Source organism: Halomonas sp. B23F22_20 (genome assembly GCF_043496985.1).
In the GTDB taxonomy this organism is placed as follows: Bacteria; Pseudomonadota; Gammaproteobacteria; order Pseudomonadales; family Halomonadaceae; genus Halomonas.
The window spans coordinates 244,671-263,027 of sequence record NZ_JBIEKH010000003.1 but is presented as its reverse complement, the minus strand read 5'-3'; the positions used below and the strand labels follow the sequence as shown (position 1 = coordinate 263,027).

The window sequence follows — 18,357 nt, the reverse complement described above, 5'->3', positions numbered from 1 at the left end:
GCAGCCCGCAGCCCGCAGCCCGCAGCCCGCAGCCCGCAGCCCGAAGCCCGCAGCCCGCAGCCCGCAGCCCGCAGCCCGAAGCCCGAAGCCCGAAGCCCGAAGCCCGAAGCCCGAAGCCCGAAGCCCGAAGCCCGAAGCCCGAAGCCCGAAGCCCGAAGCCCGAAGCCCGAAGCGGTATGTTCCACGTGAAACATCGGCCAAAAAAAGGGCCGGCGAGTCGCCTCGCCGGCCCTTTGTCGTCGGTTCCGCTTCGCTTAGTGCTGAAGCTCGGCGATGTCCGCCACCTCGAGGAACAACGCCTGCAGGCTGGCCAAAAGGGCGAGTCTGTTGCGCTTCACGTCCTCGTCCTCGGCCATGACCATCACGTCATCGAAGAAGCGGTCGACCGGCTCGCGCAGGGTCGCCAGCACGTCGAGGGCATCGCTGTAGCGCGCCTCGGCGAACAGCGGAGCGACTTTCTCGTGGCAGCCGCTCAGGGCTTCGGCCAGGGCTTTCTCGGCGTCTTCCTTGAGCAGGGTAGTGTCGACCGTGGCGGATACGTCGCCGTCCTGCTTGGTGAGGATGTTGGAGACCCGCTTGTTGGCCGCGGCCAGGGCGGCGGCCTCTTCACGGCGCGCGAAGGCATTCACCGCCTGCAGGCGACGGGCGAAGTCCAGCGGCTTGGTGACCGGGCGGGAACGCACGGCCAGGTAGACCTCGGCGCCGATGCCTTCGTCCTGAGCCCAGGCGCGGAAGCGGTCGAGCATATAGGCCAGCACCTCGTCGACCAGGCCATCGGCGTAGGGCAGTTCCTGATGCTGGGCGGCGGCCAGTTCCAGCAGTTCGCGCAGATCCAGATCCAGCTTGCCCTGAATCAGGATGTTGAGCACGCCGATGGCGGCACGACGCAGGGCGAAAGGGTCCTTGGTGCCGGTGGGCCGCTGGCCGATGCCGAAGATGCCGGTCAGGGTGTCGAGGCGATCGGCCAGGGCCAGGGCCTGGCCGGTGCGGGTCTGCGGGATGGCATCGCCGGCGAAACGCGGTAGGTACTGCTCCTCGAGCGCCCTGGCGACTTCCGCATCCTCGCCGTCATGAGTGGCGTAGTAGCGGCCCATGACCCCCTGCAGCTCCGGGAACTCCAGTACCATTTCGGTCACCAGGTCGCACTTGGCCAGTTCGGCGGCGCGGCGGGCGTGGGCGACTTCGCCGTCAATGCGGCCGGCGATGAAAGCGGATACCGCAGCGTTGCGATGGGCCTTGTCGGCCAGCGTGCCGAGCTTCTGCTGGAAGACCACACTGGAGAGATCGGCGATGCGCTTGGCCAGCGGATGCTGACGGTCGGTCTCGTAGAAGAAGGCCGCGTCGGCCAGGCGAGGGCGGATAACCTTCTCGTTGCCTTGGATCACCAGCTCCGGTGAGGGGCTGTCGATGTTCGAGACGGTAATGAAGCGCGGCTTGAGGTTGCCCTCGGAGTCCAACAGGTGGAAATACTTCTGGTTGGCCTTCATCGAGGAGATCAGGCACTCGGCCGGGACCTCGAGGAAGCGCTCGTCGAAGCCGCCTGCCAGGGCGACTGGCCATTCCACCAGGCCGCTGACCTCGATCAGAAGGTCCTCGTCGATCACCGCCTGTGCTTCCTGTACCTCGGCTTCGGCTAGCACCTGCTCGCGGATGCGCTCGCGGCGCTTGTCGCGATCGGCCAGCACCCAGGCCTGCTCCAGCGTCTCGAGGTAGTCATCGGCGTGGGCGAGCTCGATCGGCTCGGGAGCATGGAAGCGATGGCCGCGGGTGGTGCGGCCGGAGGTCAGACCCAGGGCGCTGGCTTCGACGACGTCGCTGCCATAGAGCATTACCAGCCAGTGAGCCGGGCGGGAAAACTCGATCCGAGAGGCTCCCCAGCGCATGTTCTTGGGCACCGGTAGGCCGGCGATCGCCTTTTCAACGATGGCGGGCAGCAGTGCGGTGGTAGCTTCGCCCAGCTGCTGCTCGCGGTAGCCGAGCCAGGTGCCCTTGTCGGTTTCCAGGTGGATCAACTGATCCACCTCGACGCCGCAGGAGCGGGCGAAGCCCTGAGCGGCCTTGGTCGGCTCGCCGTCCTTGAAGGCGGCGGCCAGGGCCGGACCGCGGCGCTCGACCTCGCGGTCCGGCTGCTTGTCGGCCAGCCCGGGGACCCGCACGGCCAGTCGGCGTGGAGAGCCGTAGGCCTTCACCTCGTCGTGGGCGATATCAGCGTCGGCCAGGCCCCGGGTGATGCCGTTGGCGAGGGCGTCGGAAAGTTTGTCGATCGCGCCCGGCGGCAGTTCTTCGACGCCCAGTTCGACCAGAAAGCTATCGGCTGCCATCTCAAGCGTCTCCTTCGGCAAGTAGTTCGCGGCGCAGGGCTTCGGGGGCCAGCGGGAAGCCGGCGGCCTTGCGCGATTCGTAGTAGGCGTGGGCCACGTCTCGGGCCATGGTACGGACGCGCAGGATGTAGCGCTGGCGTTCGGTCACCGAGATGGCATGGCGAGCGTCGAGCAGGTTGAAGGTGTGCGAGGCCTTGAGCACTTGCTCGTAAGCAGGCAGTGGGAGGCCGGCCTCGATCAGCTTGGCGCACTCGCCTTCCTGGTGGTCGAAGGCGGCGAAAAGCGCTGGCACGTCGGCGTGCTCGAAGTTGTAGGTCGACTGCTCGCGCTCGTTCTGCAGGAAGACGTCGCCGTAGGTGACCTTGCTGCCGTCGGGGGCAACGGTCCACACCAGGTCGTAGACGCTGTCGACGTCCTGGACGTACATGGCGATGCGCTCGATGCCGTAGGTCAGCTCGCCGGTGACCGGGAAGCACTCCAGGCCGCCGGCCTGCTGGAAGTAGGTGAACTGCGTCACCTCCATGCCGTTGAGCCAGACCTCCCAGCCCAGGCCCCAGGCGCCGAGGGTGGGGGATTCCCAGTTGTCCTCGACGAAGCGGATGTCATGAACCAGCGGGTCGATGCCGAGACGCTTGAGCGAACCCAGGTAGAGCTCCTGAAGGTCGGCTGGGGACGGCTTCATCACTACCTGGAACTGGTAGTAATGCTGCAGGCGGTTGGGGTTTTCCCCGTAGCGGCCGTCGGTAGGGCGACGGGAAGGCTGCACGTAGGCGGCATTCCAGGTCTCGGGACCGATGGAACGCAGGAAGGTGGCCGGGTGAAAGGTCCCGGCGCCGACCTCCATATCCAGAGGCTGGAGGACCACGCAGCCCTGTTCGGCCCAGTACTGCTGCAGGGCCAGGATCAGGCCCTGGAAGGTTGTCACGTCTGGCGTCGACTGTGTCATTGGCGGGTCACCGTTGGCCATGAATTCACGAGCCGTCAAGTATACAATCACGGGCAGATCGGTTATAGGCGCAGCCCGGAATACCTGGGTTATAGGGCTGCGGGAAATCGCGAGGGGCGCCGGGGACAGCTCGTTGAGGAGGTCCTACGCTAGGGGTGAGGAGGATTCCTCCGAACGGGCTGGCCATGGATGGCCAGCACCGGCCCTGCAAGTGGCGCAGGATGCAAGAGCGCCGCAGGGCGTCGGTAGCGCCCAAGGAAGGGTTCACACCGCCTCCTTGGAGAGCTGTCGCCGAATCAGCCCCGTTCGGAGGCACCCGGTTTGCCCGCCAGTGCCCGCATAGAGAGGAATCCCCATGATCGTAGTGACAGGCGGAGCCGGCTTCATCGGCTCGAATCTGGTCAAGGCACTCAACGAGCGCGGCCGCGACGACGTGCTGGTGGTCGACGACCTCCGCGACGGCACCAAGTTCGCCAACCTCGCCGACTGCACCCTCGGCGACTATCTGGACAAGGACGACTTCCTGGCCCGGGTCAAGGCCGCCCTCAACGGCGAGAACCCGCACCTGCCGCCCATTGAGGCGATCTTCCATGAGGGTGCCTGCTCCGACACCACGGAGTGGGACGGTCGCTTCATGCTCGAGAACAACTTCGAGTACTCCAAGGAACTGCTGCACTTCTGCCAGCTCAAGGGCATCCCCTTCATCTACGCCTCCTCGGCGGCGACCTACGGCGGCAGCGAGGTGTTCCGCGAGGAGCCCGAGCACGAGAAGCCGCTCAACGTCTACGGCTATTCCAAGCTGCTGTTCGACCAGTATGTGCGGGCCCGCCACGACGAGTTCGAGAGCCAGGTGGTGGGCTTCCGCTACTTCAACGTCTATGGCCCCCGCGAGCAGCACAAGGGCAAGATGGCCAGCGTCGCCTACCACCACCATACCCAGATCAGCGGCGGCCAGGACCTCAAGCTGTTCGGTGCCTGGGACGGCTATGAGGCCGGCATGCAGAGCCGCGACTTCATCTACGTGGGCGACGTGGTGGACGTGAACCTGTGGTTCCTCGACCACCCCGAGGCCTCCGGCATCTTCAACCTGGGCACCGGCCGCGCCGAGCCGTTCAAGGCGATCGGCGAGGCGGTCACCGACTACTACGGCAAGGGCAGGATCGAGTACATCGACTTCCCCGACGAGCTCAAGGGCCGCTACCAGAGCTACACCCGCGCCGATATCCAGCGGCTGCGCGAGGCCGGCTACGACCGCGAGTTCCACACCGTCGCCGAGGGCGTGAAGGCCTATCTGGAGTGGCTGAATGCCTGAGCCGGGCGAGCGCATCCTGGTCGTCGGCCCGTCCTGGGTCGGCGACATGGTCATGGCCCAGAGCCTGTTCAAGACGCTCAAGGTCCGGGACCCCGCGGCGCGCATCGGCGTGGTGGCGCCGGCCTGGTCGCGGCCCATCCTCGAGCGGATGGAAGAGGTCGACGAAGTCGCCGCCCTGGAAGTGGCCCACGGCGAGTTCGGCTGGGCTGCGCGGCGCAAGCTGGCGGCATCGCTTCGCGGGCGCTTCGAGCGCGCCATCGTGCTGCCGCGCTCCTGGAAGTCGGCGCTGGTGCCCTTCCTGGCGCGCATTCCACGGCGTGTCGGCTTCCACGGCGAGCAGCGCTTTGGGCTGCTCAACGAGCGCCGCCGTCTGGAAAAGGCGGTGCTCGACCAGACCGTGAAGCGCTTCGTGTCGCTGGGACTGCCGGCGGAGGAGGCGGCGAGCGGCGACTTCCCGATCCCGCGCCCGGCACTGCGGCGCGACGACGCCAACCTGGCGTCGTTGCACGCATCGCTCGGTATCGGGAGTCGCCCTGCCATCGCCATGATGCCTGGCGCCGAGTACGGCCCTGCCAAGCAATGGCCGCTCGCGTATTTCCGCAGCCTGGCCGAGGCGCTGATCGCCGAGGGCTTCGAGGTGCGGGTGATGGGCGGGCCCAAGGACCAACCCGCCGGCGAGACCATCGCCGGCGGGCTCGATCATGCCCATAACCTGTGTGGCAAGACGCGGTTGGCCGACGCCGTGGACCTGCTTGCCGACTGCCGCCAGGCGGTGACCAATGATTCGGGGCTGATGCACGTGGCCGCCGCCGCGGGCACCCGCATCCAGGCGATCTACGGCTCCTCCTCGCCGGCCTATACGCCGCCGCTCACCGAGAACGCCGAGATCCACTATCTGGCGCTGGACTGCTCGCCCTGCTTCGAGCGGACCTGCCCACTGGGACACACCAACTGCCTCAAGCAGCAGTCGCCCGAGCGGCTGTTGCGCGCCATCCTCAGCGACTAGCTGCGCCGCTATCGGGCTGGTCCGGCGTCGCCGAGGCCGGCTCCGGGCGAGGCAGGTCCAGCCCCTCCCAGAGCCGACGCTGCAGTGCGGTTTCCTCCTTGAGCCGGGCGTTGAGCGGCTCGAGCCCATAGCGCTCGACCAGGGTCGGCTCGTTGGCAAGCAGCGAGACCCCAAGCCCCGCCCGGTGATGGTCGAGGCGGAAGCCCATCGCCTCGAGCACCGTGGGCAGCACGTCCATGGTCGTGGCTTCGCGGCGCAGGCGGCGAGGTACCAGATCGTTGTGGAGCAGCATCAGGGTATTGGCCCGAGGCCCTGCGATCAGATCCTCCCAGGCCGAGACGCGCATGGTCAGGTGGTCGCTGGCGATCACCACCAGGGTGTTGGCCAGCAACCCTTCGGCCTCGAGCCGCTCGACCAGTTGCTTGACCAGCCAGGCCGAGCACTCCACCGAATAAAGGATATCCACGCCGTCGTGCTCGCCCTGGTGGCGGCGGCAGGCCTGGGCCGGATAGCCGGCGGGAGGGTGGGTGCCGAGGCTCAGGGCGAGCACGCCCCAGGGGCCGCCTTCGGCCTCGCGGCGGCGGATCTCTTCCAGGGTGAAGTCGTAGAGGCTGTCGTCGTACAAGCCCCAGCTGTTGAGATAGTCGGGGTCCTCGAGGCGCGGGGCCAGGGTCTCTCGACCGCGAACCCGGTCGAAGCCGTGGCCGGTGTAGAAGCGTCCCTTGCCGGCGAAGCGAGTGCTGGCGCCGCCCAGATACGTGAGGTGATAGCCTTGGGCGGCGAGCAGGTCGCCCAGGCAGTTCACTCCGGGGACCACCCGCTCCAGGGGCTCGAACTGGCTGTCGTGGAGCAGCCCGGCCGGCATCAGCGGCGTACCACACTGACTGGCGATCATTCCGGCCATGGTCCAGCCGGTATTGTCGAGCTGACGTACGCCCTCGAAGACCACCCCGCGCTGGCCCAGCTCGGCGAGCGGCGCGTAGGCGTCGCCAAAGCGCTCGCGATCCGCGTAGGTGCGTTCCAGGCTCTCCAGGTACAGCACTAGCAGGTTAGGGGGCTTGGCCGGTGTTTCCCGTATCACCGGTGGCACGTAGCGGCGATCCAGCCAGGCACCATCCTCGGTGACCAGTGCTGCGCCGCGCTGGCCGAGGCCGAGCAGCAGGGGGTTGCCGATCAGCAGCAGCACGGCCAGCAGTCGCTCCCGACGGGCCCAGCGGGCATCGGTGCGTACCAGCCAGGTGAAAGCCGCCAGAATCGGCAGCATGGCCAGCGTATAGAGCACGGCGGCGGCCAGGCGCTCGCCACCGCCGTGCTCGCCGATCCCCGCCTGGAGATGGAAGAACACCGCCCCCAGATCGACCTTGCCGAAGCTGTCGGCCAGGTAGACGTAGATGCCCCACAGGGTCAGCGGCAACAGCGACCAGGGCCAGCGAAGGCCTGGCAGCGAGTCGCCCGAAGCGGTTCCCCAGCGGCGCGCATGGGCCAGCCACAGCCAGCCGGCGGCGATCGGCCACATCGCCAGGGTCGGTAGCCGGGTCGTGATGACGGCAGTGAACCCCAAGGCCAGGCCCAGGGTCAGCAGGGCCCACCAGCGGGGCCGCCGGAGGCGGGGGAGCAGGATACGGTCAGGCATCATCGGCGTCGGCGGCGCGCTCGTTCTCGTACAGCTCGTTCAGCTTGGCATACTTCATGTAAGCGTGAAATGCCGTGGTCATGGCCACGGTGAAACCGTCAACCCCCTGGAAGAGGCCGCCCTTGAGGATCAGCTTGCGAAAGGTCGCGGTGGCCGCATGCAGCGCCGGATTGATGGCGGAGGGGGGCTTGCCGCGCTCCTTCATGGCCCAGGCATCGCGGCTCGAGAGGGCATCGATGCGGCTGATCCAGTGCGAGAGGTCGCGATAGGTAAAGTGGCGGATGTGGGCGCTCAGGTCCACCACCGAGGGCGCCTGCACCGAAGAGTGTGCCTTCTTGGGCAGGTAGCCCGAGGTGGTGCGGTTGTAGAGTCGGGTGACCGGATCGGGGTAGAAGCCGGCGGCACGGATCCAGTGGCGTCCGGCGAAGTTGCGGCGCCGAAACCGGAAGGCCTGCTGCGGGTCGTCCAGTGTCAGGCCGTGGATCGCCTCGACGGCGTCGTCGTCGAGGCGCTCGTCGGCGTCCAGCGCCAGGATCCAGTCGTGGCGCGCTTGGGGCACGGCGAAAGCCTTCTGGGGGCCATCGCCGAGATAGGGCTGGTGGATCACCCGAGCGCCGGCGGCCTCGGCGAGGGCCACCGTGTCGTCCTGGCTGCCGGAGTCGACGACGATCACCTCGTCGCAGACCCGCTGCAAGGAGGCGATGCAGTCGGTGACGTTGTCGGCCTCGTTGAGCGTGATGATGATGCCGGAGATGGGCGTCATGGGCGGGGCTCGCTGATCGGGGAGGTTGGCAGTCGTTCGGCGATGGCCGCGGCGGCGGACGCGAGGTCGATGGCCGCCATGTCCGCCTCGTGGGCGCCGTCGGGCGGGCAGAAGGCCAGGCGCCGGTCCTCGGCGTTGCAGGTCTGCCAGCGTAGCGGGGTCGCCGAACGACGGGAAGGGTAGAAACCCGCAGTGGGCCGGTTCAGGCTGGCGGCAATGTGCAGCGGCCCGGTGGAGCCGGCAATGAACAGGTCGGCCGCCGCCAGGCTGCGGGCGAAGGCCTCGAGTCCGGGGCTCGGCGGCAGGCGTCTGGCCTCGAGTCCGGCGTTGACGAGCGTGTCGCACAGCGCATCGGCGTTGTCGGTCTCGCCGGGCCCGGCGGTGATCACCCAGGCGGGGGAGGTGCCCCTGGCGCGCAGTCGGCCGTCGACGTCGACGGCCAGCCGGGCGTAGGCCTCGGGCGCGAGGTTGACCGCAGAACCGCCGCTGCCAGGGTGCAGGAACAGCCAGGGTCGGCCGTCGGCGAGCCCAGTGGCCTCGGCCACGGCTTCGCGCTGGCGGGTGCGCTCGTCGGCGCCCTGCGGCCAGTAGGGCGGCACCGGCCGCGGCGGTATCGTGATTCCCAACGCTTCGAGCAGCGCCTCGGCGAGCTCCAGGTTGTAGACGTACTCGGGCTTCTCCGAACGCGACCTGCGCTGGGTGATGCGACGGTTGTAGAATAGCTGTGCCCACTTGGTGGCCGGCGCCAGGCGCAGTGGGATGCCGGCCCGCCAGCCCAGCCAGCCGATGCGCGGCGTGGAGAACAGCGTCAGCAGGGCATCGAAGCGATCGGCCTTCAGGCGAGCCACCAGCTCGCGTTGGCCCTCGCGGCCGGCGTCCTCGCCGGGGTCGATGATCACCTCATCCACCCAGGGGCAGGCATGGGCCATGGGGGCGGTATAGTCCGGGACCAGCACGCTGACATGGGGGCGCGGCGTGGCGGCCTTGAGAGCCGCCAGGGCCGGCCAGGCCAGCATGAAGTCGCCGAGCTTGTCGTTGCGGACCGCCAGCAGGCGCGGCGGCCGTTGGTCGGAGAAACTCGTCATGGGGCTCCCGAGCCCCGCCATCGAATGGAGGATGCCTTGCGACCCAAGGTCATGCAGCTCTGCCTCTCGAACGGCTGGGGCGGACTGGAAATGTATCCTGCCCGGATTATACCCGAGCTGGCTCGCCAGGGGTGGGAGGCCCACGGCCTGGCGCTTGCCGGCTCCCGGGTGGCAGCGAGCCTCGAGGACGCTGGCGTTGCGCCGTTGACGGTGGCGTCCCGCGGCCAGGCGCTGTGGCGAATCGGCAGCATCCTCGCTTACCTCAAGGCCCAGCGGATCGACGTCGTGCACTGTCACAAGTCCAGCGATCTTCGCCTGGGCGCGCTGCTGGCCACGCTGCGCCCGGGACTCAAGCTGTTCTTCACCGATCACATGGGCGTCACACGACCCAAGCGCGATCTCTACCACCGCTGGGCCTATGGCCGCGTGCGTCGGCTGTTCTCGATCAGCGAGGCGACCCGCAAGCGCAACCTGGCGGCCTTCCCGCTGCCCGCCGAGCGCATTCGACGGCTCTACCTCGGCATCGATCCGACTCCCTACGTCGATGGCCTCCGCGACGGGGAGTGGGCATCGCTGCGCGCCGAGTTGGGCGTGCCCGAAGGCGCGGTGGCCATCGGCCTTCCCGGGCGGATCACGCCGGGCAAGGGGCAGCGAGTCTGGGTCGAGGCGCTGTCGAGGCTCGCCGAGCGGGCCGAGACAGGCAGGCTCGCGTCAACCTGGCATGGCGTGGTGATCGGCGGGCTCGACGCGGGGGAGGGCAGCAACGTGGCCTTCGTCGAGGAACTACGCGAGCGCATCGAGGCGCTAGGGCTCGGCTCGCGGATCACCTTCTCAGGCTTTCGCGCCGACCTGCCGCGCTGCCTGCAGGCGCTGGATATCGTCTGCACGCCCTCGCGCAACGAGGCCTTCGGCTTGACGGTGATCGAGGCCATGGCTGCCGGCCGGCCTGTAGTGGGGGCGTCGAGCGGGGCGATTCCCGAACTGGTGAGCCCGGAGACCGGGCGCCTCGCCGCACCCGAATCGCCCGAGCAGTGGGCCGCGGCGCTGGCCGAGCTGGTCGATGATGCCGCGCTGCGCGAACGGCTCGGCGCCGCCGGCAGGATACGGGCGCTTGAGGATTTCACCTTGGCTCACCACGTGGCGGCGCTGGTGGCGGAATACGCCGGTCAGGCGGCGCTCCGGGAAGAGGCATAGCCGCGGCGGATGGCTGCCATGGCCGGGGCGGCGTCGAACTTGGCCAGCGAGCGGGCCAGTCGCTCGAGGTTGGCCTCTTGCCAGGCGCCGGGTGAGCGCAGCCGGCAGCGGTCGAGGTCGATCAGCCATGGCCGCTCGGCGGCATCGACCAGCAGGTTGCGGGCGTTGAGGTCCACGTGGTCCAGGCCGGCGTCGTGGAAACGACGCACCGTGGCGCCGATCCGCTCCAGCAGCTCGTCGTCGGCGTCGCTGAGCCGTTCGGCGAGGGTGCGGGCCCCAGAGAGGCGCACGGTGATCAGGCCGGCCTCGTAGGTGGGGCCATGGCGGGTCGCGGCGGCGGCCACCGGGCGCGGTACCGGCAGGCCGAGGGAAAAAAGCCGGGCGGTCAGTCGCAGTTCGCGGAAGGAACGGGTGCTCTCGGCCCCGGTCCATAAGTAGCGCGACTCGCTGAGCCGAGCGACCAGGCCGCCGCGGCGGTAGGGGCGCAGCACCCACTCTTCGTCGCCTGCGTCGAGGAACAGGCTGGCGCCGCGGCCGGGTGCCTCGCCGGTCACGCGTGCCTGACGGCGCCAGTGGTCGGGATCGAAGGTCGACGGGCCGATTTGTGGCGCCCCATCGGCGTCACATAAACTGTCCGCATCATATAAAATGAAAACCTTTCCCGTTCGAAACGTTGCCAATCGCATGAAGCATCCTCTGCCCGCCAGCCCCGCCCATATCGGCGTGCTGCGCCTTTCCGCCCTGGGCGATGTCTGTAACCTGGTGCCGACGGTTCGTGCCCTGCAGCGCCAATGGCCCCAGGCGCGCATCACCTGGATCATCGGCAAGGGCGAGCACAGTCTACTGGCCGGCCTGTCGGGGGTCGAGTTCGTCGTCTACGACAAAGCTTCGGGCCTGTCGGGAATGCGCGAGCTGTGGCGCCAGCTGGCGGATACCCGCTTCGACGTGCTGTTGCACATGCAGCAGGCGTTGCGTGCCAGCGTCCTTTCACTGGGCCTGAAGGCGGACCTGCGCGTGGGCTATGACAAGGCCCGCGCCAAGGATGCCCAGCACTGGTTCACCCATCGCCAGCTGGCGCCGCATCCGCGGGCCCATGTGCTCGAGTCCTTTCTCGATTTTGCCCGGCTGCTGGGCGTCGAGGACCTCTCACTGGTCTGGGACCTGCCGATTCCCGAGGCCGCCCGCGATGAGGCCGCGGCGTTGACCGGCGGGGCGCCCTATGTGCTGATGAGCCCCTGTGCCAACCCGCGGCTGCGCAACTTTCGCAACTGGTCGGCGGAGGGCTATGCCAGCGTGGTCGAGCACGCTTGGGTCCAGCATGGGCTGAAGACGGTGCTCACCGGCGGCGGCAGCACCCAGGAGCGCGAGATGGGCAGCCGCATCCAGGCCCTGTCCCAACCTGGGGCGGTGATCGACGCCATTGGCGGCTCCTCGCTAAAAGGTCTGTTGGCGCTGATCGACGGCGCCCAGGCGGTGGTGGCGCCGGACTCTGGGCCGGTGCACATGGCCAACGCCCTGGATACGCCGGTGGTTGGCCTCTATGCCACCACCAACCCGGACCGGGCCGCGCCCTATTGCTGGCGCGAGCAGGTGGTGAACCGCTATCCGGACGCGGTGCGTCACTTCCTGCACAAGGAGCCCGAGGCCCTGTCCTGGGGACAGCGGGTCCGTCATCCCGACGCCATGTCGCTGATCCATGCCGACGACGTCATTCGTAACCTCGAGGCGGTGCTGTCCATCGCCGCATCCCGTCAGGAAAGGGAGCCTTCCGATGAAGCTTGATCTGACCGCCCTGGAGCATTCTCGCCTGCTGGTAGTGGGCGATGTCATGCTCGACCGCTACTTCCATGGCGGCACCTCGCGCATCTCCCCCGAGGCCCCGGTGCCCGTGGTGAGGGTTGACGAGTCGGAGGACCGGCCCGGTGGCGCCGCCAACGTGGCGCTTAACATTGCCTCCTTGGGGGCCCGGGCGGCGTTGGCCGGCCTGGTAGGCGAAGACGACAATGCCGACCTGCTGACGCGCCGCCTCGAGGATGCCGGTGTGAGCACTCACTTCGCTCGTAGCGCAGGGATACCAACGATCACTAAGCTCAGGGTGATGAGCCGGAACCAGCAGCTGATCCGCCTCGACTTCGAGCAGAGTCTCGGCGACGTGGACACGGGCCCGCTGGCGGAGAAGGTTGAGACGGCCCTGGGCGATGCCGACCTGGTGATCCTCTCCGACTATGGCAAGGGAACCCTGGCCGATGTGCAGGGTTTGATCGACCGTGTGCGGGCCGCCGGCAAGCGTGTGCTGGTAGACCCCAAGGGCGGTGACTTCCGCAAGTATCGGGGCGCCAGCGTGATCACGCCCAACCTGGCCGAGTTCGAGGCGGTCGCCGGTCCCTGTCCTGACGACGCTACCCTGGCCGAGCGTGGCGAGGCACTGCGCGCCGAGCTCGAGCTCGAAGCGTTGCTGATCACTCGCAGCGAGAAGGGCATGACCCTGATCCGCGAGGCCCACGAGCCGCTGCACCTGCCGACTCGCGCCCGGGAAGTCTTCGACGTCACCGGTGCCGGCGATACCGTGATCGGCGTGCTCGGTCTGGCCCTGGCCGCCGGCCATGGCTTCCCGGAGGCCATGACCCTGGCCAACCTGGCCGCCGGTCTGGTCGTCGCCAAACCGGGCACCGCCACGCTTTCCATCGCCGAACTTTACACCGCCCTGCACGGCGACAAGCTGGCCGAGTTCGGCGTCATCGCCGAGCCCGCGCTGGTCGAGGCGGTGCGCGCCGCCCAGGCTCGCGGTGAGCGAGTGGTAATGACCAACGGCTGCTTCGACATCCTGCACGCCGGCCACGTGGCCTATCTGGAACATGCCCGCCAGCTCGGCGACCGGCTGATCGTGGCGGTCAACGACGATGCTTCCATCGCCCGGCTCAAGGGCCCCAAGCGCCCGATCAACCCACTGGCCCGTCGCATGCAGGTGCTGGCTGGGCTGGGTGCGGTGGACTGGGTAGTGCCCTTCGGCGAGGATACGCCGCAGCGGCTGATCGAGGCGGTGCTGCCCGACGTGCTGGTCAAGGGCGGCGACTACCGGCCCGAACAGATCGCTGGCGGCGAGGCCGTGCGGGCCGCCGGCGGCGAGGTCCGTGTGCTGGGCTTCGAGGATGGCGTCTCGACCACGGCGATGATTTCCACCATCCTCGACCGCGAGGCCTGATGGCTGGCCATCCCTGGGTGCGGCATGGCTATTCGGCCGCGCTGCTGGCGCTCTCGCCACTGATCTGGCGACGGGTGTGGCGCGAGAATCTGCCGGGCCGCTCCCGCGCCGAACGCTGGGGATGCATTGCCACCCCGCCGACGGCGGTGCGGACCCTGTGGCTGCACTGTGCCTCGGTGGGTGAGGTCCAGGCCGCTCGGCCGCTGATCGAGGCCCTGGCGCGCCGTTATCCCGACCGTCGCCTGGTGCTTACCACCATGACCGCCACCGGCGCAAAACGTGCCCATGCCATCGCCGAGCGGTTGCAGGGTGAGGGCGGTGTCGCCGAAGTGAGTCATCACTTCGTTCCCCTGGACTTTCCCGGTGCCGCGCGGCGTTTCCTCGGGCGCCTGCGCCCTGAACTGGCGATCTTCTTCGAAACCGAGCTGTGGCCCAACCTGCTGGCCGCTTGCGAGCGGCGTGGTGTGCCGGTGGCGGTGGTCAACGGCCGGGTCTCGCCGCGGGCTTTCCGCGGCTATCGTCGCCTCGGGCGGCTGATGGCCGAGGCGCTGTCCCATGTGGACTGGCTGGGCGCCAAGTCCGAGGTCGACGCCGAGCGTTTTCGGGCGCTGGGCATGGTCGCCTCACGTATTGTGGTGACCGGTTCACTCAAGTTCGATATGGCAAGTGATGACGAGGCTTTCGGAGAGAGTGAGCGCTTACACGCGGTGTTTGGCCCACGCCCGGTATGGGTGGCGGGCTCGACCCACGAGGGCGAAAACCAAGCGGTGCTTGAGGCTCATGCCCGGCTGAGGGAAACATACCCCGAGGCGCTGTTGGTGCTGGTGCCGCGTCATCCGCAACGGTTCGAAGCGGTCGCCGAGCTCTGCCGTTCGCAGGGCATGGCGGCGGCGAGGCGTTCGATGGGCGAAACGGTCACCGCCGATACGTCGGTCTACCTGGGTGACACCATGGGCGATCTGCTGGCCCTCTACGGGGCGGCGGACCTGGCCTTCGTGGGCGGTAGCCTGGTGCCGGTCGGCGGCCACAACCTGCTGGAGCCGGCCGCCATGGGCGTCCCGGTGCTGACCGGCCCCGAGCTCGCCAACTTTACCGATGTGGCCGAGGCACTGCGCGAATGCGAGGCGCTGGTGGAAGTCATCGACGCCGTGACCCTGGCCACTGAACTGGAGCGGCTGTTCGGCGATGCGGTGGAACGCGAGCGGCTCGCCGCGGCCGGCCGGGCGGTGGTCGAGGCCAATCGCGGCGCACTGGCGCATACGCTGGAAGGCCTCGAACGGCTTCTACAGGCGAAGTGAATACTTGCTTACTTCACGCTTCCGGCGTCAGGCGCTGCACGCCCTGGTCGGTGCCGAGCAGCAGCACGTCGGCGCCGCGGGCGGCGAACAGGCCGTTGGTCACCACCCCGACGATGGCATTGAGCTTCGCTTCCATGGCGACCGGGTCGTCGATCATGAACTCATAGCAGTCGAGGATCTGGTTGCCGTTATCGGTGATCACGCCCTGGCGATAGACCGGGTCGGCGCCGAGCTTGACCAGCTCACGGGCCACGTAGGAACGCGCCATGGGGATCACCTCCACCGGCAGCGGGAAGTCACCCAGCCGCTCGACCTTCTTGGAGGCGTCGGCGATGCACACGAAACGCTGGGCGCAGGCGGCGACGATCTTCTCGCGGGTGAGGGCCGCGCCACCGCCCTTGATCATCTGAAAGTGAGCGTTCACTTCGTCGGCGCCGTCGACGTAGACCGGTACGGTGCCGACTTCGTTGAGTTCGAAGACGTCGATGCCATGGCCGCGCAGGCGCTCGGCGCTGGCCTCGGAGCTGGCCACGGCACCACGGAAATCGCCGCGCAGCTCGGCCAGCTTGTCGATAAAGCGGTTGGCGGTGGAGCCAGTGCCGACGCCGATCACGATGTCGTTGCCGAGAAGGGGGCGGATCTCGTCGAGGGCGGCGGCCGCCACGGCGTCCTTGAGTTCGTCCTGGGTCATGTCCTGCTCGCTTGGCTGGAGGGTGTCGAATGTCGCGCCATTATAAGCCATGGCGACTCGCCGTGCTGGACGTCATGGTGGCCGGAATGCTACCAATAAGGGTTCCCCTCGTGCCGCATCGTGCGGCTCCTCGCGCCACCCACGGAAGATCAGGATGCTCGAAGACACCGTCAAGAAGATACTGCAGGCCCGGGTCTATGAGGCCGCCCGGGAAACCCCTATCTCGCCGGCCCCCTTTCTCTCCCGTCGGTTCGACAACCAGATCCTGATCAAGCGCGAGGACCTTCAGCCGGTCCACTCCTTCAAGATTCGCGGCGCCTACAACAAGATGGCCCAGCTCACCGACGAGCAGAAGGCCAAGGGCGTGATCGCCGCCTCGGCGGGTAATCACGCTCAGGGGCTGGCACTGGCGGCGCGGCAGATGGGCGTCAAGGCGATCATCGTGATGCCGCGCATCACCCCCGAGATCAAGGTCGCCGCGGTGCGCGCGCGAGGCGCCAAGGTGGTGCTCAAGGGCGATGCCTTCGCCGAGGCCGCCGCCCATGCTCAGGAGCTGATCGCCGAGCACGGCTATACCTATATCCCGCCGTTCGACGACATCGATGTCATCGCCGGCCAGGGCACCGTTGCCGTGGAGATCCTGCGCCAGAATCCCGGGCGCCTGGACGCCATCTTCGTGCCGGTGGGGGGAGGCGGGCTGATCGCCGGGGTGGCGGCCTACGTCAAATATCTGCGCCCGGAGATCAAGGTGATCGGCGTGGAATCCGAGGACAGTGCCTGCCTCAAGGCGGCCCTCGACAACGGTGAACGCGTGATCCTGGATCAGGTAGGCGTGTTCGCCGAGGGAGTGGCCGTGGCCCAGATCGGCGAGGCGCCCTTCTCGGTGCTGCGTGGCCTGGTGGACGATGTCATCACCGTCAACACTGACGAGATGTGCGCCGCGGTCAAGGACATCTTCGAGGACACCCGGGCGGTGTCCGAGACCTCCGGCGCCCTGTCGCTGGCCGGCCTCAAGAAGTACATCCAGCAGACCGGCGCCAGCGGCGAGACCCTGGTATGCATCAACTCCGGGGCCAACACCAACTTCGACCGCCTGCAGCACATTGCCGAGCGTACCGAACTCGGCGAACAGCGCGAGGCGATCCTGGCGGTGACCATCCCCGAGAAGCCGGGCAGCTTCAAGAAGTTCTGCCGCACCATCGGCAAGCGTATGGTCACCGAGTTCAACTACCGCTACGCCGACCCCGAACAGGCCCATATCTTCGTCGGCGTTCAGGTCAAGCCCGGCGGCGAGGATCGCCAGGCGGTGATCGACAAGCTGCGCGGCGCCGGCTATCCGGTGGAGGATCTGACCGACAACGAGCTGGCCAAGCTGCACATTCGACACCTGGGCGGCGGCCGGCCCAAGGAGCAGTTCGACGAAGAGGTCTACCGCTTCGAGTTCCCGGAGCGTCCCGGAGCGCTGATGAACTTCCTCACCCACCTGCCGCATGACTGGAACATCTCGCTGTTCCACTACCGCAACCACGGTGCCGCCTATGGGCGGGTGCTGGTGGGCATGCAGCTGCCGGGCGGCGACCGTAGTCACGTCGAGGAGCATTTCGACGAGATCGGCTATCGCTACTGGAAGGAGTCGGACAATCCTGCCTATCGTCTGTTCATGGCCTGAAAACGCACTTGGTCGGTGAGTGAGTGGTCGCTTTCGCGGAATGTTCGGCCACATGGCGCCTTCACTCGAGCATGACAGTTGTCATGCTCGGGGCCTTCCGCTAGTCTGTGGCGGCAATCGGCGACAACGGCGTCGCCGCCAAGACACACGAAGGGAGTCGATGATGAAGCGCAAGCCCGACCTGGTCATGATCCTGGTACTGATCTTCGGTATCGGTGTCGTGGCGACCGGCTACGCCCAGGCGCTGGTCGGGCACTGAACGCCGTCGGCCAGGACGATTCCCGAAAAAAGCGGTCGATGCTCAGGCATCGGCCGCTTTTTTCATTCGGGTCAGGCGGGGTCGGATCCGGTCAAGCGGCCGCAAGGAGCGTCAGGGGCGCAGCACGCGGCGATCGCTGACGATGGCGTCCAGCGGCACGTCCCAGGGCGCAATCGGCAGGCGCTCGACGCGTTGGCAGTCGTGGGCCAGGCCGATCAGGCGGGGGCGTGGCCCGGCGCCGCGAGTGAAGGCCAGAGTGCGGTCATAGAAGCCGCCGCCCATGCCGATGCGCTGGCCTTCGTCGTCGAAGCCGACCAGCGGCAGCAGGATCAGGTCCAGCGCCCAGGCCGACATGCGGCGAGCGCGATGGGCGCCGTGTCGCGTGCAGGGCTCGGGAATCCCGAAGCGATTGGTCACCATCGGGGTGCCGGCGTGATAGTGGACGAACCACAACGCATTGTGGGAAAGCGGGCGCAGCACGGGCAGGTAGACGCGGGCGCCACGGCCATTCAGCCAGGGCATCAGGCGGGTCGGGTCTATCTCGCCGTCGTTGGGCAGATAAAGGGCTACGCGTCTGGCGCGGTGAACTTCTGGCAGGTGGCGTAGGTGACGGCACAGCCGGCGTGAGGCTTGGCGCTGCTGCTGCGCGCTCAAGTGACGTCGGCGACGTCGAAGCTCGCGACGCAGGCGTCTACGGGCGTCGTCTCGCTCGGTAGAGGCGGCGGTGTCCAGCATGTGAGTCATGTCGGATGAAGTTCCCCAGAGTGCCGCTGTCATTCTGGCCCTTGAACCCTGTGGTTCAAGGTGGGTGGCCGCAGCCGAACCGTCAGGCTTTCCGTCGCACGGACATGCACACGGGTCCGGACTAGCTGTTGGCCCCCTGGGTACTGCGCATAGGCTCGAGGGACGATAACGACTGGCGAACACCCCAGGGAACGTCTCTATCCTAGCAGAGCGAGAGCGTCGTCCAAAGCGAAG

General features: G+C 67.8%; 15 protein-coding genes and 1 other RNA gene. 7 read left to right on the top strand and 9 right to left on the bottom strand.

Annotation, left to right across the window (positions count from 1 at the left end):
- Window positions 1–254 precede the first annotated feature (254 nt).
- On the bottom strand, window positions 255–2,321 hold the full coding sequence (gene glyS, locus ACGTN6_RS03560; RefSeq protein WP_394589880.1) for a glycine--tRNA ligase subunit beta: 2,067 nt from the start codon (window positions 2,319–2,321) through the stop codon (window positions 255–257).
- Between the two features lies 1 nt (window position 2,322).
- Entirely contained in the window at window positions 2,323–3,267 is a 945-nt protein-coding gene (gene glyQ / locus ACGTN6_RS03555; protein WP_394589879.1) for a glycine--tRNA ligase subunit alpha, read from the bottom strand.
- Between the two features lie 355 nt (window positions 3,268–3,622).
- Here glyQ and rfaD point away from each other — a divergent pair, with 355 nt between their 5' ends.
- Together rfaD and waaF are read left to right on the top strand one after the other, a co-directional pair.
- Window positions 3,623–4,579 carry an ADP-glyceromanno-heptose 6-epimerase gene (gene rfaD, locus ACGTN6_RS03550; protein ID WP_394589878.1) on the top strand — a complete coding sequence of 319 codons (957 nt, stop codon included), beginning with the start codon at window positions 3,623–3,625 and terminating at the stop codon, window positions 4,577–4,579.
- Window positions 4,572–5,585 (top strand): lipopolysaccharide heptosyltransferase II, encoded by a 1,014-nt coding sequence (gene waaF / locus ACGTN6_RS03545; protein ID WP_394589877.1) that lies wholly within the window; start codon window positions 4,572–4,574, stop codon window positions 5,583–5,585. The genes rfaD and waaF overlap by 8 nt, the downstream gene beginning before the upstream one ends.
- Here waaF and ACGTN6_RS03540 read toward each other — a convergent pair.
- The 3 genes from ACGTN6_RS03540 to ACGTN6_RS03530 are packed head-to-tail and all read right to left on the bottom strand — an operon-like array spanning window position 5,575 to window position 9,066.
- Window positions 5,575–7,221: a sulfatase-like hydrolase/transferase gene (locus tag ACGTN6_RS03540; RefSeq protein WP_394589876.1), complete on the bottom strand. Its 1,647-nt coding sequence runs from the start codon at window positions 7,219–7,221 to the stop codon at window positions 5,575–5,577. The two genes, waaF and ACGTN6_RS03540, sit on opposite strands and share 11 nt — an antisense overlap.
- Window positions 7,211–7,981: a glycosyltransferase family 2 protein gene (locus ACGTN6_RS03535; RefSeq protein WP_394589875.1), complete on the bottom strand. Its 771-nt coding sequence runs from the start codon at window positions 7,979–7,981 to the stop codon at window positions 7,211–7,213. The genes ACGTN6_RS03540 and ACGTN6_RS03535 overlap by 11 nt, the downstream gene beginning before the upstream one ends.
- Window positions 7,978–9,066 carry a glycosyltransferase family 9 protein gene (locus tag ACGTN6_RS03530; RefSeq protein ID WP_394589874.1) on the bottom strand — a complete coding sequence of 363 codons (1,089 nt, stop codon included), beginning with the start codon at window positions 9,064–9,066 and terminating at the stop codon, window positions 7,978–7,980. Before ACGTN6_RS03530 ends, ACGTN6_RS03535 begins: the two co-directional genes overlap by 4 nt.
- 36 nt (window positions 9,067–9,102) lie before the next feature.
- On the opposite strand from ACGTN6_RS03530, the gene ACGTN6_RS03525 reads away from it, so the two are divergent.
- A complete protein-coding gene (locus ACGTN6_RS03525; RefSeq protein WP_394589873.1) occupies window positions 9,103–10,260 on the top strand; it encodes a glycosyltransferase family 4 protein in 1,158 nt (385 codons plus the stop codon).
- Here ACGTN6_RS03525 and ACGTN6_RS03520 read toward each other — a convergent pair.
- The gene (locus ACGTN6_RS03520; RefSeq protein ID WP_394589872.1) at window positions 10,233–10,946 is read right to left on the bottom strand and encodes a 3-deoxy-D-manno-octulosonic acid kinase; all 714 of its coding nucleotides are present in this window, start codon (window positions 10,944–10,946) and stop codon (window positions 10,233–10,235) included. The two genes, ACGTN6_RS03525 and ACGTN6_RS03520, sit on opposite strands and share 28 nt — an antisense overlap.
- On the opposite strand from ACGTN6_RS03520, the gene ACGTN6_RS03515 reads away from it, so the two are divergent.
- Genes ACGTN6_RS03515 through waaA form a run of 3 tightly spaced genes read left to right on the top strand, consistent with a single transcriptional unit; the run spans window position 10,945 to window position 14,760 of the window.
- Entirely contained in the window at window positions 10,945–12,042 is a 1,098-nt protein-coding gene (locus ACGTN6_RS03515) for a glycosyltransferase family 9 protein (RefSeq protein ID WP_394589870.1), read from the top strand. The two genes, ACGTN6_RS03520 and ACGTN6_RS03515, sit on opposite strands and share 2 nt — an antisense overlap.
- On the top strand, window positions 12,032–13,462 hold the full coding sequence (gene hldE / locus ACGTN6_RS03510; protein ID WP_394589869.1) for a bifunctional D-glycero-beta-D-manno-heptose-7-phosphate kinase/D-glycero-beta-D-manno-heptose 1-phosphate adenylyltransferase HldE: 1,431 nt from the start codon (window positions 12,032–12,034) through the stop codon (window positions 13,460–13,462). Before ACGTN6_RS03515 ends, hldE begins: the two co-directional genes overlap by 11 nt.
- Window positions 13,462–14,760: a lipid IV(A) 3-deoxy-D-manno-octulosonic acid transferase gene (gene waaA, locus ACGTN6_RS03505; protein WP_394589868.1), complete on the top strand. Its 1,299-nt coding sequence runs from the start codon at window positions 13,462–13,464 to the stop codon at window positions 14,758–14,760. Before hldE ends, waaA begins: the two co-directional genes overlap by 1 nt.
- A gap of 13 nt (window positions 14,761–14,773) precedes the next feature.
- Here the strand turns inward: waaA and rpiA are convergent, their stop codons facing one another.
- Window positions 14,774–15,451, bottom strand: a complete 678-nt coding sequence (rpiA, locus tag ACGTN6_RS03500) for a ribose-5-phosphate isomerase RpiA (protein ID WP_394589867.1) — start codon at window positions 15,449–15,451, stop codon at window positions 14,774–14,776.
- Between the two features lie 49 nt (window positions 15,452–15,500).
- Here rpiA and ilvA point away from each other — a divergent pair, with 49 nt between their 5' ends.
- Window positions 15,501–17,120 (top strand): threonine ammonia-lyase, biosynthetic, encoded by a 1,620-nt coding sequence (ilvA, locus tag ACGTN6_RS03495; protein ID WP_394589865.1) that lies wholly within the window; start codon window positions 15,501–15,503, stop codon window positions 17,118–17,120.
- Window positions 17,121–17,490: 370 nt separating this feature from the next.
- Here ilvA and ACGTN6_RS03490 read toward each other — a convergent pair whose 3' ends face one another.
- On the bottom strand, window positions 17,491–18,123 hold the full coding sequence (locus ACGTN6_RS03490; protein WP_394589863.1) for a 5-formyltetrahydrofolate cyclo-ligase: 633 nt from the start codon (window positions 18,121–18,123) through the stop codon (window positions 17,491–17,493).
- Window positions 18,124–18,131: 8 nt separating this feature from the next.
- Window positions 18,132–18,317, bottom strand: a non-coding RNA gene (ssrS, locus tag ACGTN6_RS03485) — 6S RNA.
- Window positions 18,318–18,357 lie beyond the last annotated feature (40 nt).

Coding starts and splice junctions, on each gene's coding strand:
- glyS (WP_394589880.1), bottom strand. CDS start 2,321: ATGGCAGCCGATAGCTTTCTGGTCGAACTGGGCGTCGAAGAACTGCCG.
- glyQ (WP_394589879.1), bottom strand. CDS start 3,267: ATGACACAGTCGACGCCAGACGTGACAACCTTCCAGGGCCTGATCCTG.
- rfaD (WP_394589878.1), top strand. CDS start 3,623: ATGATCGTAGTGACAGGCGGAGCCGGCTTCATCGGCTCGAATCTGGTC.
- waaF (WP_394589877.1), top strand. CDS start 4,572: ATGCCTGAGCCGGGCGAGCGCATCCTGGTCGTCGGCCCGTCCTGGGTC.
- ACGTN6_RS03540 (WP_394589876.1), bottom strand. CDS start 7,221: ATGATGCCTGACCGTATCCTGCTCCCCCGCCTCCGGCGGCCCCGCTGG.
- ACGTN6_RS03535 (WP_394589875.1), bottom strand. CDS start 7,981: ATGACGCCCATCTCCGGCATCATCATCACGCTCAACGAGGCCGACAAC.
- ACGTN6_RS03530 (WP_394589874.1), bottom strand. CDS start 9,066: ATGACGAGTTTCTCCGACCAACGGCCGCCGCGCCTGCTGGCGGTCCGC.
- ACGTN6_RS03515 (WP_394589870.1), top strand. CDS start 10,945: ATGAAGCATCCTCTGCCCGCCAGCCCCGCCCATATCGGCGTGCTGCGC.
- ACGTN6_RS03520 (WP_394589872.1), bottom strand. CDS start 10,946: ATGCGATTGGCAACGTTTCGAACGGGAAAGGTTTTCATTTTATATGAT.
- hldE (WP_394589869.1), top strand. CDS start 12,032: ATGAAGCTTGATCTGACCGCCCTGGAGCATTCTCGCCTGCTGGTAGTG.
- waaA (WP_394589868.1), top strand. CDS start 13,462: ATGGCTGGCCATCCCTGGGTGCGGCATGGCTATTCGGCCGCGCTGCTG.
- rpiA (WP_394589867.1), bottom strand. CDS start 15,451: ATGACCCAGGACGAACTCAAGGACGCCGTGGCGGCCGCCGCCCTCGAC.
- ilvA (WP_394589865.1), top strand. CDS start 15,501: ATGGCGACTCGCCGTGCTGGACGTCATGGTGGCCGGAATGCTACCAAT.
- ACGTN6_RS03490 (WP_394589863.1), bottom strand. CDS start 18,123: ATGACTCACATGCTGGACACCGCCGCCTCTACCGAGCGAGACGACGCC.